This window comes from Dyadobacter linearis (genome assembly GCF_907165045.1).
GTDB lineage: Bacteria > Bacteroidota > Bacteroidia > Cytophagales > Spirosomataceae > Dyadobacter > Dyadobacter linearis.
The window spans coordinates 500,107-513,830 of sequence record NZ_CAJRAU010000004.1; the positions used below are offsets into that span (position 1 = coordinate 500,107).

At 46.9% G+C, this 13,724-nt stretch carries 14 protein-coding genes; 2 read left to right on the forward strand and 12 right to left on the reverse strand.

Annotated features, from left to right (window positions below; translation table 11 throughout):
* Window positions 1–44: 44 nt before the first annotated feature.
* Window positions 45–2,105: an NAD(+) synthase gene (gene nadE, locus KOD92_RS16790; RefSeq protein WP_215234733.1), complete on the forward strand. Its 2,061-nt coding sequence runs from the start codon at window positions 45–47 to the stop codon at window positions 2,103–2,105.
* Here nadE and KOD92_RS16795 read toward each other — a convergent pair.
* The 3 genes from KOD92_RS16795 to KOD92_RS16805 are packed head-to-tail and all read right to left on the reverse strand — an operon-like array spanning window position 2,102 to window position 5,548.
* Window positions 2,102–3,949, reverse strand: coding sequence for a carboxypeptidase-like regulatory domain-containing protein (locus KOD92_RS16795; RefSeq protein WP_229254708.1), 1,848 nt, complete (start codon window positions 3,947–3,949; stop codon window positions 2,102–2,104). The two genes, nadE and KOD92_RS16795, sit on opposite strands and share 4 nt — an antisense overlap.
* Window positions 3,930–4,952 carry a FecR family protein gene (locus KOD92_RS16800; RefSeq protein ID WP_215234734.1) on the reverse strand — a complete coding sequence of 341 codons (1,023 nt, stop codon included), beginning with the start codon at window positions 4,950–4,952 and terminating at the stop codon, window positions 3,930–3,932. Before KOD92_RS16800 ends, KOD92_RS16795 begins: the two co-directional genes overlap by 20 nt.
* Window positions 4,949–5,548, reverse strand: coding sequence for an RNA polymerase sigma-70 factor (locus KOD92_RS16805; RefSeq protein ID WP_229254709.1), 600 nt, complete (start codon window positions 5,546–5,548; stop codon window positions 4,949–4,951). Before KOD92_RS16805 ends, KOD92_RS16800 begins: the two co-directional genes overlap by 4 nt.
* Window positions 5,549–5,795: 247 nt before the next feature.
* Between KOD92_RS16805 and KOD92_RS16810 the strand changes: the two genes are divergently transcribed.
* Entirely contained in the window at window positions 5,796–6,506 is a 711-nt protein-coding gene (locus tag KOD92_RS16810; RefSeq protein ID WP_215234735.1) for a head GIN domain-containing protein, read from the forward strand.
* Between the two features lies 1 nt (window position 6,507).
* Here KOD92_RS16810 and KOD92_RS16815 read toward each other — a convergent pair whose 3' ends face one another.
* The 9 genes from KOD92_RS16815 to KOD92_RS16855 form a co-directional block, all read right to left on the reverse strand.
* Window positions 6,508–7,242: a M15 family metallopeptidase gene (locus KOD92_RS16815; protein WP_229254710.1), complete on the reverse strand. Its 735-nt coding sequence runs from the start codon at window positions 7,240–7,242 to the stop codon at window positions 6,508–6,510.
* Between the two features lie 42 nt (window positions 7,243–7,284).
* A complete protein-coding gene (locus KOD92_RS16820) occupies window positions 7,285–8,346 on the reverse strand; it encodes a LiaF transmembrane domain-containing protein (protein WP_215234736.1) in 1,062 nt (353 codons plus the stop codon).
* Window positions 8,347–8,349: 3 nt separating this feature from the next.
* The gene (locus tag KOD92_RS16825) at window positions 8,350–8,535 is read right to left on the reverse strand and encodes a LiaI-LiaF-like domain-containing protein (protein ID WP_215234737.1); all 186 of its coding nucleotides are present in this window, start codon (window positions 8,533–8,535) and stop codon (window positions 8,350–8,352) included.
* Window positions 8,536–8,583: 48 nt separating this feature from the next.
* Entirely contained in the window at window positions 8,584–9,210 is a 627-nt protein-coding gene (locus KOD92_RS16830) for a PspC domain-containing protein (protein WP_215234738.1), read from the reverse strand.
* A gap of 137 nt (window positions 9,211–9,347) precedes the next feature.
* Window positions 9,348–9,971, reverse strand: coding sequence for a hypothetical protein (locus KOD92_RS16835; RefSeq protein ID WP_215234739.1), 624 nt, complete (start codon window positions 9,969–9,971; stop codon window positions 9,348–9,350).
* Between the two features lie 25 nt (window positions 9,972–9,996).
* Complete coding sequence (locus KOD92_RS16840; protein WP_215234740.1) at window positions 9,997–10,260, reverse strand: DUF2442 domain-containing protein; 264 nt, start codon at window positions 10,258–10,260, stop codon at window positions 9,997–9,999.
* Between the two features lie 108 nt (window positions 10,261–10,368).
* Window positions 10,369–11,511 carry an aldose epimerase family protein gene (locus KOD92_RS16845; protein WP_215234741.1) on the reverse strand — a complete coding sequence of 381 codons (1,143 nt, stop codon included), beginning with the start codon at window positions 11,509–11,511 and terminating at the stop codon, window positions 10,369–10,371.
* A 46-nt stretch (window positions 11,512–11,557) separates the two neighbouring features.
* The gene (gene galK, locus KOD92_RS16850) at window positions 11,558–12,733 is read right to left on the reverse strand and encodes a galactokinase (RefSeq protein WP_215234742.1); all 1,176 of its coding nucleotides are present in this window, start codon (window positions 12,731–12,733) and stop codon (window positions 11,558–11,560) included.
* Between the two features lie 18 nt (window positions 12,734–12,751).
* On the reverse strand, window positions 12,752–13,690 hold the full coding sequence (locus KOD92_RS16855) for a D-2-hydroxyacid dehydrogenase (RefSeq protein ID WP_215234743.1): 939 nt from the start codon (window positions 13,688–13,690) through the stop codon (window positions 12,752–12,754).
* Between the last annotated feature and the right edge of the window lie 34 nt (window positions 13,691–13,724).

A 13,724-nucleotide genomic window follows, 5' to 3' on the forward strand; every position in this document is an offset into this window, starting at 1 on the left:
TTTTTAGGGAGAGTCAAAAAAGTCCTTCAACAGAATAAGTCTTCATGCCACTAATCAAAGTAGCTTCCGGAACAGTTAACCAAACGCCGATGGCGTGGGAATCCAATACGCGCAACATCATCGGGGCGATTCGCGAAGCCCGGAAACAGCAGGTAAGCCTGCTTTGTCTGCCCGAATTGTGTATCACCGGCTACAATTGCGACGATTATTTTTTCGCGCCCGACCTGATGGTTCAGGCTGAAAAATGCCTGTTGGAAATTGTGCAGGAAACCTCGGGGATGATCGTCGCTGTGGGACTTCCGCTAAGACACAATAACAGCATTTATAATGCGGCCTGTTTGATTTCCAATAAACAGATCGCTGGTTTTTATTGCAAGCAAAATTTAGCAAATAACGGGATTCACTACGAGGCGCGCTGGTTTCGTCCCTGGCAGCCTGGTCATGTTGAGAGCATTGAAATAAACCAGATGTTTTACCCGATCGGCGATGTGATCTTCGACCTCAGTACCGGCCCGATCCAGGGCGGTTCGAACGGGGTGAAGGTGGCATTTGAGATTTGTGAAGATGGCTGGGTATCCAACCGGCCTGCCCGCAGGCATTACGAGCGCGGCGTGGATATTATCCTGAATCCCAGCGCCAGCCACTTCGCATTCAATAAATTTGTGACGCGTGAAAAGCTGGTAGTAGACGCTTCCAGGACCTTTTCTTGCAGCTATATTTATACAAACCTACTGGGTAACGAGGCCGGCCGCGCCATTTACGACGGCGACGCGATGATCGCTTCGAATGGGGAGCTGCTTGCTTCGAGCCAGCGTTTCAGTTACGAAGATTTCCTGATCACGACCGCGGTGATCGATACCGATTATACGAGATTAAGCCAGGTGCAGAGCAAAATCACAGTTGCGATCAAGGACAAAACGTGGCGCGTTCCGGCGCGGTATGATTTCCCTGAGATCGAGCCTGTGCTACCTCAGGTGCCTGATATCGAGCCTTTTGAAAAAGGAGGTGCGCTAAAAGAAGAGGAATTTGCGCGTGCGGTTTGTCTGGCCTTGTTTGATTATCTGAGAAAAAGCCGCTCGAACGGTTTCACGATCTCACTTTCGGGAGGTGCTGATTCCTGCGCTTGTACTGCACTTTGCGGGTTGATGATCCGGCTGGCCGATGAAAGTATCGGTATGGACCGATTGAAGGAAAAGCTATCTTATATTAAAGAGATACAATCGGCTGAAACGGAAGAAGATTTGGCAAAAGCATTGATCCATAACATTTATCAGGGAACAGAAAACAGCTCCACCGACACGCTGGAATCCGCTCAAACGCTCGCGGAATCTATTGGTTCCACCTTCTATAATATCAATATCAATGGATTGGTTGAAACTTATAAATCGCTGATAGAAGGACAAATAGGCAGGGAACTTACGTGGGAGCAGGATGATATCGCACTGCAAAATATCCAGGCGCGGGTTCGTGCCCCGGGTGTCTGGTTACTTACTAATTTGTCAAATCACCTGTTACTTTCCACATCCAACCGCTCGGAAGCTGCGGTGGGGTATGCGACTATGGATGGGGATACGGCGGGGAGCATTAGTCCGCTGGCAGGTATCGATAAATTTTACCTGCGGCAATGGTTGCGCTGGCTGGAAACGGCCGGCTGTGAGGTAAAAGGCAAGCATATTAAAATCGAAGGCCTCAAAAAAGTCAATAGCCTGCAACCGACTGCCGAATTGCGCCCACTTGCCCAGACGCAGACCGACGAGGTGGACCTGATGCCTTACGAGTTTTTGAATGATCTTGAAAGATTGTCGATCCGGGATAAGAAGTCACCGCTGGAATCGTACAGAAATCTGCATGTGCGTTACAAAGGTTTGTATGCCGATGAGCAGATTCTTGCCTGGACTGAGCGGTTTTTCAAGCTATGGAGCCGGAACCAGTGGAAACGCGAACGTTACGCGCCTTCCTTCCATCTCGATGATCTGAACCTTGATCCACGATCGTGGTGCCGGTTCCCGATACTTTCGGGCGGTTTTGAGCGCGAACTTGAAGAATTGAGAGCATATTTCGAAGGTAACCCGGTGCAGAACGGAAGAAAGCGTATCGGATTTTAGTTGCAAAACCGAATACCGGCCTGAAAGCCCAGCCAATGATAAACTTGCTGGGCAGGCCCAGCACTCGTTCCCAGCCAAATCGGTTGTAACCCCTTTTTGTCTGTTGTTTTCAAGATATTTGGGGTCGCGGAGGTGAGCAGGCTCAGGGCTGGGCCGGCGAAAAGTGCAAATTTATTAGTCAGCTTTTTTTCAATAGATACTGATAATCTGAATATGCCGGTATCGATATCCTCTATTTCTTGATTTTTGAAAAACACGACGCTGCCTGTCAGATCCGCATTTGCGGCCCAGCCTTTACCAAGTGGCTGAGCTGTTCCGAAGCCATAACCTAAACTTCCCAGCGGCTTGCCTGTTGCTGTTCCATTGAAGCTCAACGCGAAAATGTTATAAAACCGGCTGACACCCGTTTTGAATGCAGTACTAAAATAGCTGAACTCGTCCGTCGCAAACTCGTAACGCCGGTAACCGTTGCGGCGCACGTAACTGAATAGACCGAAAGGCACCGTCGCCGAGGAGTCGGCATAATTGACAATCCCGATCTGGTGGCCTGAGCGCACCGTATTGGCGTAATTGTAACTCAACGAAAGTTGGTAACCTCTCAAAGTCCCGACCACCACATTGCCCACACCAGCCAGCTGAAAACCGGAAAAATTCCCGCCCGTGTAGTTGATTACATTTGTACCCTGAAATCCATGAAAATTACCGAGCGTCAGGTTGAGAAAATTGGCATACTGAAACCCGCTTACATTTCTGCCGACGATGTTACTGATACCCGCCAGCTGGAATCCCTTCACATTTCCCCGGACTACATTGACAAAACTGCCGACTTCCAACTTGTTGACTCCCAGTGAATAACCGGCGATAAAGTTGATGGAATAATCATTCACGATATTCCCGCTTAACTCGTGGTTCGTGCCCAGAAACGGTAAAACCGACGCCTGAAAAGGTCGGTAAAGTGTGTCGGTAATGTTTCGCGTGTGCACAGCCTGCTTGGCCGAGGCGAATGCATTCACGAAGCTGTTCTGGACTTTTTGGTATGTTTTTACAAATCGCTCATATTCCCTTCCGATCACGCGATCTTCGGCGTCGCGGACTGGTACTGTATCTGGAATAGATTCATTTTGAGCAATCTGCGTTTTGGGAATTGCTATTTTATGGTGGAGGGAATCCTCACGAACGCTGATGAATGTCTGGGACTTGGGTGAAATGGGGCGGAGCGTGTCCGGATTCAGGTTGATTTGCAGGTAAGTATCCTGCTTGCTGGTAATCGAAATACTCTTGCCCACATATTCCTCTTTCCTGACTTCCAGCCGGATCGCGCCGGGCGAAGCAGGCAGCCGGATTTTGTAATAACCATATTGATTACTAACCGCTGAGGCAAGTGTGGCCGACTCGTAAATACTCGCATTGGCTAGTTTATTTCCCGTGCGATTGTCGATAATATAGCCGTTCAGATTAAATTCCTCCGGCTCTTTCGGCTTCTCGGGCTCGTCGTTTTTTTGCAGGATAATATATTTCCGGCGCTCTTTGAATGTGACTTTATTTTTGAAAAGCGCATTCAAAATGTCCCTTATGCGCTCACCGGAAGCATTAATGCTAACCCGCGATTTGATGTCGATCATATCCGGGCTGTACGAAAAGCTGAAATTGCCCAACTCGGCGATCTGCTGCAAAGTTTCGTCCAGGGGCTGATTATTGACCCGGATCGAAATGCGTTTTTCCAAAAGATCCTGCGCGGAAACTGAATTACTAAAAGTCAGCGTAAACAGCAGCAAGATGAGTGGTAAGGAATATATCCTGATCGTCAGTAACCGAATATGATATTTACTGACAACCATCTCCATCCAGCCAATATACTTTTCCTTCTTTTCTCAGATCGAGATTCAGCGTTTCGGCGATCACGGCCAGCGTCGCATCAAGTGGTTCTTTTTCGAACTTGATCGTCAACCTGCATTGCGCGATCTGCTGGTTGGTCAGCCTCACATCCACATGGTAACCGTCCCGGATCGTGGCTATTACTTCATTCAGGTTGGTAGCCGTGAAATCAAATACCTGTGTGCGGTAGCCCATCACATTCATATTGGCCTGCAAGCTTTTGATCGTGTCCGACAAAACTTCCGCGCTCTGGCCTTTCACCAGTTCTACTTTTTTTGAATCTTTACTTACCAGCACTTTTCCAGTAGCTACATCCACCCGCACCGGCGCTTTCGCGTAAGCTTTTACATTAAACGACGTGCCTAAAACGCGGATCTCAGTACCATTTGCATTGATTACAAAAGGATGTTCCTTATCCGGCGTCACATCAAAAAACGCTTCACCTTGCAGGGAAACTGTCCGCAGGTCGCCCTTGAAATTCTTGGGATAAGTAATTGCAGAGTTGTAGTTCAAAAAAACTTTGGTACCGTCGGGCAAAAGCTGCTCCTTAGTGTTATTGGTAGTCGCGACGGTAAGCGGGGTGGATTGTTTTTGATTAATATAAAACCATCCGAATGCCATTACCAGCAGCGCCACCACCGCCGCCGCCCAGATCGTTACGGGGAATTTTTTGCTTGCAGGTCTTTGGTCAAAATCAATGCGGCGCGGCTCCCGGGATACAGGCGGAACTGTCGCGGCATTTTGCTCCATTTTCTTTTTTACCTTATTCCAGGCCAGGTCCGTATTCACTTCTTTCCTTTGCGGAATAGAAGCCGAATGCATCCAAATGAAGCGATAGGCGGCAAGTTCCTGCTCGTTTTCAAGGGATATTGCCCGCCAGTTGTCGACGATATTTCTTTCTTCCTCCGTTGCGGTTTCTGCCAGGTAACGTGCCAGCAGCTCTTCCGATATATTTTCGTGAAACTGGCTCATGACAAAGACGCGATTAACTGTTCAACAAATAAATAAACCGGCCAAAGCATGGAAGGCAGATAATCCGCCAGTTCAAGACGTAAAATTTTAAGTGCTTTCCCTATCTGATTTTCAACGGTTTTAATAGAAATCCCTAACTGATCCGCGATTTCCTGGTATTTCAATTCTTCGAAGCGGCTCATCCTGAATGCTTTCTGGCATTGTTCGGGAAGGGTACTTACTGCTTTTTCAATCCGCTCTTCCAACTCATTCGCATGGATTACTTCGGTAACAGAATCGTAGGATCCGCTTGAAAAATACATGGTATGTTCCCGGTGTACTTCGCGCACAGAAGCGTGTTTGAAACGGTTAAGACAGTGATTATGGACCGCCCGGTACAAGTATGATTTGAGTGAGAGGGTGATTTCAAGATCTTCCCTTTTCTCCCAGATCGTCAGGAAAACGGTTTGCACAGCCTCTTCTGCTTCCTCATCATCTTTGAGCAGCGAGGCGGCATAATTGCAAAGCCGGGGGTAATACAGACGAAAAGTCTTTTCGAAGGCCTCTTCATCGCCCCGCCTGATCGCAGCAACAATATCTGGGTCGGAAGGTTGCACAGATTTCTGTTTTTGATTTTCGGTCAAAAATAGAAAATCTCTTTCGATTAGCGGCTGAGGATATGTTTGAGCGGTCGAAGTCAAGCTTAAATTCCTTTTTTCTACGACAATCCACGCTGCCGTTACCCCTATTTAGAAAAAGAATATTCTTGAATAGGGGGATTGCAGGAAGCAGTTGTCTTTGTAAAAAGGGGCATTACCTGCTCCCAAGCAATTATTCCACATGCAGATTTATTATTTATTAGCCATGAAAAAAGTTATTTCCTCAGTTCTGTTCTCATTTGTTTGTCTGCAATCCTGCGTTTACGTCGAGTCCGATGATAATATTCCGCCGCGCGGAACGCATACGGAAACGTATGATCTCAAAAATTTCGATGAGCTGGAAATGGGTGACGCGTTCCAGGTAAAGGTCGTTGCCGGGCCCGGATTCTCGGTTTCTGCCACAGGTGAACTGAATGATCTGGATGATCTTGACATTTTCGTTCATGACGGAAAGCTGGTAGCCCGCTACGATGGCTGGCGTAATAATCGCAAGCGTATGGATATTGAAATCGTCATGCCGGCTGTTGAGGAAGTAAATTTCTCCGGTGCTGTGAATGCAAAACTGCTCGGTTTTGAAAACCTGCCTTCCCTGAATATCGAACTTTCTGGCGCGTCACGCTGCGAATTTGACGGATCAGCCAGGGAAATGGACTTTGAACTTACCGGCGCGTCGCGGCTCAAACTCTTCGGGAACAGCAAATTTCTGGACGGGGAATTATCCGGAGCTTCACAATTGCATGCATTTGACCTGCCGGTGGAAGAGTCGGAACTTAACGTGTCGGGGGCAAGCCAGGCGGAGGTAAGTGTTTCAAGATTGCTGAAAGTGGATGCAAGCGGCGCCAGCGCTGTGCGTTATAAGGGTAACCCTGCGATTGACAAACGGCTGTCGGGCGGAAGCACGCTCAGAGCCGAATAGGCTATTTGATCATGCCATATCTGGCCCTTGCCTGGCTTTTCGACATACCATCAAAATGCCACCATTCGGTCGTATTCGCACGAAATCCTGCCTGGACCATTACTTTCCTGAGAAGCTGGCGATTTTCAACCTGTTTGATCGTCAGCTTTCCTTTTTGCAGCATTTCCTGCTCTGATCGTGGGTAAGCCAGCGGCCCGAAAAAGTCGAATTTAGTGCCCATATCCAATGGTTTCCCGTTTTCGTCCGCGACTGTCAGGTCTACTGCGCAGCCGAAATTGTGATTGGAGCCTATCTTTGGGTCAGCCACGTACATCGTTTTTTTACGGGCTGGAATTTTGAGATCATCTAATGCATCCCACAACGCATATTGAGCGGAATTAGGGCGGGCGGCGTCGTAAACAAGCAGCTTATAGCCTGGCTTCAATTTCGCCAGCTGCGCATTTGCCTTCGCCAGCCGCTTTGCCATTTCGGGTTGGAGGTAAGCGCGGTCAAGGTCTGCGTAAATGTCTTTTTTGAGAAAATTATCTGTCGTAGAATATTTCAGCTCGACCAATATGCCGGGATCAACATTGCGGATATTGACAAGTCCCTGCGCGATCATACTTTGCTCTGCTTTCGGAAGCTCCTGTTTCTGTGCAAAAACACTCGTTGAAAGCAGCAACAGCGATATAGTTTTGTTGATTTTATCAAACATAAAAAAATGAATACCCTTGCGAAAAGCTGCAAAGATATTCATTTGTATCAACCCTGATCAATAGGGTTAAAATTGTGACGGGTATTAGTATCTGTTGATATTGATGCTCGTTAAGCCGCCTTCAAAGTCGATAATGATCTTCTTTTCAGCGCTTTCATAACCTTGTGAGCGATACAAGCCGCTGCCGACTTTATCCAGTCCGTCAATATTTTTTGCATTCAATGCGCCGTCAATCCGCAATTCACATCCTACTGATCTCGGGATATCAATGGTAACCGACGCAACGCCTGCCTCAATATCAATCTGCGAAGAAGCCAGCTTGTCGCCCATTTTAATATCCATATCGGCAACTCCGGTACTTACTTTCAGCTTTTCAACTTTATAATCACTGAAATCGAAATCACCTTTTCCAGCTCCGATGCCCAGGTCAATGCTCCATACCGGTTTGTCATTCAGCTGAATTTTAGCCTGGTTGGAAATCTCGCCATTCTTGATCTTGACATTTCCTTCTTCCATTTTCAAGTTAACGGTAGCAGATTTGTCGAGCCTGTTCACCGAAGTATTTGATAGGAAACCGACGATCGTACTTTTCGTGCTGGCCTCAAAAAGCTTGGCGGTATTGCCTTCCAGTTTGAAAGAGCCGGCGCCACCTTCGAGGTTGAAGTTTGCTTTTTGAATAAAATCCTCCATTTCATATTTGTAGCTACCATTGATCGGCCGGCTGCTGCCTGATGATCTGTGCTCACGTTCGTAGTCAGCATCTTTTTCTTCGTCAGACTTTTCACCATCGTGACCATTATCCCCGTTGTGATAACCCAGATCTTCGTCGTCATTATGATTATCATTATCGTAATCATCCCAACCAAAATTCCAGTTGTTATTCCGGTTATCGAAAGCGCGATGCGTTCTGTTGACAATCCCTCCGAATACTGCCAGCGTAATCAGCAAAGCAACCAAACCACCTACCGCCGAGCCACGTTCCCGTCCACCTGCAAGTAGCAATGCACCTGCAATTATCAGCAAGACAGGCCAGTAGGGAAGCACTTCATCCCAGTTGATGTTGACAAGATTCAGGTTTCGGAGCAGCCAGATCATCCCAAAAATGATCAGCACACCACCCCACACCAGGCCTCTGTTGGTTTTCATAAATTAGATATTTGATCTGTTAGAAGAATCAGTATGCAGGAAGTTCCGAAGCAGCAGTAAGCCACCGGTTGTGATCAGGATGATCGGCCAGAAGAAACGTCCGAAATCGAATGCGGTCAGTTCCTCGACCAGGAATAGCGAGCCCGTTATGATCAGGATTACGCCCCAGAAAATGTTCTTAAAGTTCATGGCTAAAATATATTAAAGTGTTGATTTACTTAAACTTAACTTAAATATCTAGTTTACCTTGATCACCGGATTGTCGTCTTCGTCATCTTTTTTCGGACTTTCAGGATCTTCCGGAAAATTTGTCTCCGGCGTAGTGTTCACAGGTGTAAAAGGTGTGTAAGGCTGCGGATCAGGTTCTGGTGTTACCGGAGTTATCGGATCGGCCGGCGGAGGTGTGGTAGGGTACACCGTCGTATTGTTTTCCTGGTTTTTATCACGCTGGCGCAGGATCAGGAATGCACCTATTGCTATGAAAACGATCGGCCAGAAATACCTTTTGAATTCGTACCAGATCGGGAAATCGTCAAGCAACATTACCGCACCAAAAACGACCAGTACGCCGCCGAGGATCATCACAGTCTGATCCGAATTCTTCTTGTCAAAGAACGGTTCCGATGGTTTCGAAGGTTCGCCGGTTACAGGATAAACATCCACTGCGGGCCCGGTTGGCAATACTGCCCATAGAATGATATATAAAATACCTGTCCAGCCAAAGCTTGGAGGAATAGGCAGCAGCAGCAGCACCACGAATAACACACGGACTATGACAACATCAATTTGAAGATATTGAGCAATTCCGGATGCTACTCCGCCAAAAACTGCCTGTTCGGGTATACGATGCAATTTCTTTTCCATGATTCGTTTAGCGTTTATTTGTATTCAAAGGTAGTAGGTAATACAAGATACTGTAAACCGGAAAATTATTATCGGTAAAACGGCGTGTTAAGCGGATAAATTCGGTGAAAACGAAAAAATAGGGGAGTTACGGGGGGCTATTGTTCTTCCAATGCTTCCAAAATGTCCATCATACTTCCGAAATCCTTGTATCCGGGACGTATTTCTTCGCTGCCTCTCAATGCGATGCCGATGTTTTCGGGCAGGTTGTTCAATGCGATGATCGCGGAGTCGGTATCAAGTCCGAAACCAATCAGAAGTGGATGTTCTTCGGCGAGAGAAGGTAGTATTTGCAGCCAGTTCAGTGACAATTCGGCGTCCTGATCACTTTCTAAAAGGAAATGCGTTGCAGCATCTTCGTACCGGTTAAGCAGGGACTGGATCTCGTCGGCTTCATATTGATCGACGCTGATGCGCAGAATGAGAGGCAATGCAAGTTCACTTTTCAGGTAGCCTAGCAGTCCCGGATCTTCCACCTGAACCGCGTGCACGGGGTATTGCTGCAATTGTAAAAGAATAGCCTCTGCGCTGGATTGCGCCGTTTCAGCTACGAGGGTCACGCCAGCCAGCCAGGAACAGATGTCCTCAAATTTCTTTGGAGAAATATAATTTGGAGAATCTTCGTCAATAGAAAAACCGAGCATTTCCACCCCCATTCCCGCACAATAACGCGCGTCGGACAAGTTAGTAACATTGCTGATTTTGACTGTTCTGGTTAGCATTGTTGATGATTTTTGAAAAGGATATTTATAATATTGAATCGATCTTTCCTGAATAAAGTTGCTCTACCGGAAAAATCAGGTCCCAATCTTTTCCCCAGACTAAATTCCCGCGCTCAATCTTGAATTTTTTGAATTGCGCCGGTTGCCGGTACTTATTAAATTGAGGATGTGAATGCTTTGTCAGAAACTCTTCAAAATCGACAATCCGCTCATTTTCATCTGAAAATTTCACAAGAATGCGATATTCTGACAAATAAGTCGCGTCGGTCAATTCGATGATTATGCTCATATTGTAAGTCAAAATTACCAAAAAGATCCGGAATTGAGCAAAAATAAAGCACCGCGCTGGGCCTTGCTTGGCTGCGCGGTGCTGATAATATTTATTTTGGAATGTGCCTTATTTCGCTGAAAAGCGATATTTCGTTGTTGTTTCATAAGTATCTCCCGGGTTCAACACAGTTGATGGAAACTGTGGCTGATTGGGTGAGTCGGGGTAATGCTCGGTTTCGAGGCAAAGTCCGAAACGTTTGGCAAAGGTTGCGTTTTTGCCTTTCAGGCTGCCATCCAAAAAGTTACCTGTGTAAAATTGAACCGCAGGTTCGGTCGTGAATACTTCCATAAAACGTCCGCTTTCAGGATCTTTCACCGTAGCGAAAAGCATCAAGCCAGGTTCTGTTCTTTTAAGAACCCAGCAGTGGTCATAACCGCCACCGTTCTTGATCTGCTCATCATCAATTTTGTTAATACCCGCATTGATTTTTGTTGGTTTCCTGAAATCAAATGGCGTCCCTTCCACAGCCCGCAGCTTGCCGGTAGGGATCAAATTCGCGTCGACCGGTACAATGCTGTCAGACATAATCGAAACTTCATGGTCCAGAATATCCCTTTTCAAACCTGTCAGGTTGAAGTAGGAGTGATTGGTGAGGTTCACAACTGTGGCTTTGTCTGTGGTAGCATTGTAATTGATAGACAATGCATTATCGTTGTCAAGGGTGTAAGTTACTTTGACAGTCAAAGTGCCCGGGTAGCCCTCTTCCATATCTTTACTAACATATTCCAGCTGCAATCCTACAACCGAATCTTCCTTCACCTCGGTCGCTTTCCAGATCACTTTATCAAAACCTTTGATTCCGCCATGCAATGCATTCGGCCCGTTATTGATCGCCAGTTTATAGTCCTGCCCGTTCAGCGTGAACTTCCCTTTCGCAATCCGGTTTCCATACCGCCCGACCAGCGCACCAAAAAACGGGTGGCCGCTCACATAAGGTTGCAGCGAATCAAAGCCCAGCACCACATCCGTCCATTCCCCTTTTTTATCAGGCGCAGTCAGTTTTGTGATGATACCGCCGTAATTCGTAATGTTGACGGTCATGCCGTTTCCATTAGTTAGGGTGTACAGGTCGGCTTTCTGGCCGTCGGGAAGTTCGCCGAATGCTTCTTTGGAAATTGTGCTGATCATTTTTTCTTCATTCTTGGTTTGAGAGCATCCGAAAATCGTGAGACCGATCACAGCTGTGAGTACAAGTGGTAGTTTTTTCATAAATAAAGGTTAGCAGTTTGCGACAATTGTTTCACGCAGGTTTAGATCACAAAACTTCTCCCGTACCGTCGGTAATTTTCACCCGGTAACAGGGAAGGTCAATATCATATTCCTTTTTATAAGCAAGTATCATTTCTTCTTCAAAGGCATCAACAGCGTTTTTCTTTACCAAATTAATGGTACATCCGCCAAAACCGCCTCCCATCATGCGCGAACCCACTACGTCGGCGTTTTCTCTTGTTTTTAAAACAAGAAAATCCAGCTCGGGGCAGCTCACTTCATATTCATGTTGCAGACCATCGTGGGTTTCATACATTTTTGCTCCAAAAGCAGGCAAATTGCCCTGAACAAGCAGATCGCAGGCATCCAGTACACGTTGGATTTCTTCGGTAATGAATTTGCAGCGGCGGTAAACTACGTCGCCAAGTTCGTCTTTGTGGGCTTCGACCAGCTCGGGCGAAGCGTCGCGCAAACTTTGAATAGCAGGATCATATTTTCTCAATATCGCCACTCCCTTTTCACATTCCAGCCGCCGGGTATTGTATTCCGAGCTCGCCAGCGAATGTTTCACGCTTGTGTCGCAGAGGACGATCATATATTCATCCATCGGAAAAGGAAAATATTCCATATCCAGCGACCGGCAGTCGAGGCGCATCACCGATTCGCTCACGCCAAAAGCAGAAGCAAACTGGTCCATAATGCCGCATTGCACACCAACATATTCGTTTTCAGCCTTTTGCGACATTTTGACAATATCCAGCCGGCCCAGTCCAAGTCCGAAAATGTCATTTAAAGCAAATAACAAGCAGCATTCCAGTGCAGCAGAAGAGGATAAACCCGCCCCAACAGGTACATTTCCACCAAAAGCAGCCTGAAATCCGGAGATCTCCAAGCCGCGTTTCTGAATCTGTTCCACGATCCCGAGCTGGTAATGCGGCCAGGAACTTTCCGGTTTGGAAAGATCGTCCAGAGAAAAGGAATAGGTTTCGTCAAGATCGGCCGCGTACAGCTTTACCTGATTGTCGTCCCGGGACGATATTGCGAAATAAACCGCCTTATCGACACTAGCGGGCAACACAAAACCATTGTTATAATCCGTATGCTCGCCGATCAGGTTGATGCGCCCGGGAGAGCGGAATACCTGGAAGTCGTGGTCGCTTCCAAATTTCTCAACGTATTTCTCTTTGATCGATGCTATTAAACTTGAATCCGTGGCTGCCATTTTTGTTTTTGTAATTAATCAATAACCTTTCAACAGGTTCACTTCATTGGCTGGGCTGCTATTTGCTTCAACTGCCAAAATATTATTCAGGAACAAATCTACTTTGCCCATATGTTCGTTTCGGTGACCTCCGCCGGTATGTTGGGTCAATATTACATTGTCCAGTTTCCAGAGCGGGCTGTCTTCGGGCAGTGGTTCAATTTCGGTCACATCCAGTACCGCACCGTCCAGCTGTCCAGCATTTAAAACTTCCAGCAGCGCATTTTCATCCGTCGTACTTCCTCTTCCCACACTCGCATAAACGCTTCCTTTTTTCATTTTAGAAAAGAACTCAGCATTTACAAAATGAGTAGCGGTTCCCGGTAAAGTGTTGATAACCAGGTCGGCATTAGGCAGTGCGTCGAGCAATTCTTCACGGCTGTGTATATCGGCATCCGGTGAAGTGCGGGCCAGCATATGCGTGGTGCATCCCAGTCCTTTCAGAATCGCATTCACCGCCTGACCGATCGTTCCTGCGCCCAGTACGATCGTGTTTTGCATGTACAATAATTTCAGGTCGGTCCGCAGCTTGCTCCCTACCCATTCTGATTTTTGTTTTAATAAAGTCAATGTATCCAGCCCGCGATAGAGTGCCAGTACGCCGCCTACGATACTTTCGGCACACGGGCGCGCAAACCAGTCGCCCATATTGGCCACTTTTACATTGTCGCGCAAAGGAATGGACGCATACTGATCAAAACCAGCCGAGTCCAGCTGCCAGAATTTTAGATTTTCCGGTGCATTATTGAACCAGTCTCCGGGCGGATTGCCGAGAATGTAATCGGCCTGTGCAAAGTAGGCACGTGCTTCTTCCTCGCTGGTGTCTTCTGTACGGTAATTGATAACGTGCTGCGACAAAGTTTCGGTAAGCTTGTCCCTTAATGCATTGTCCAGCATGGAGTGGCAATAAATGATCATTGTCTTTATAGAGTTTGAAAAAGCAAGGTAAAAT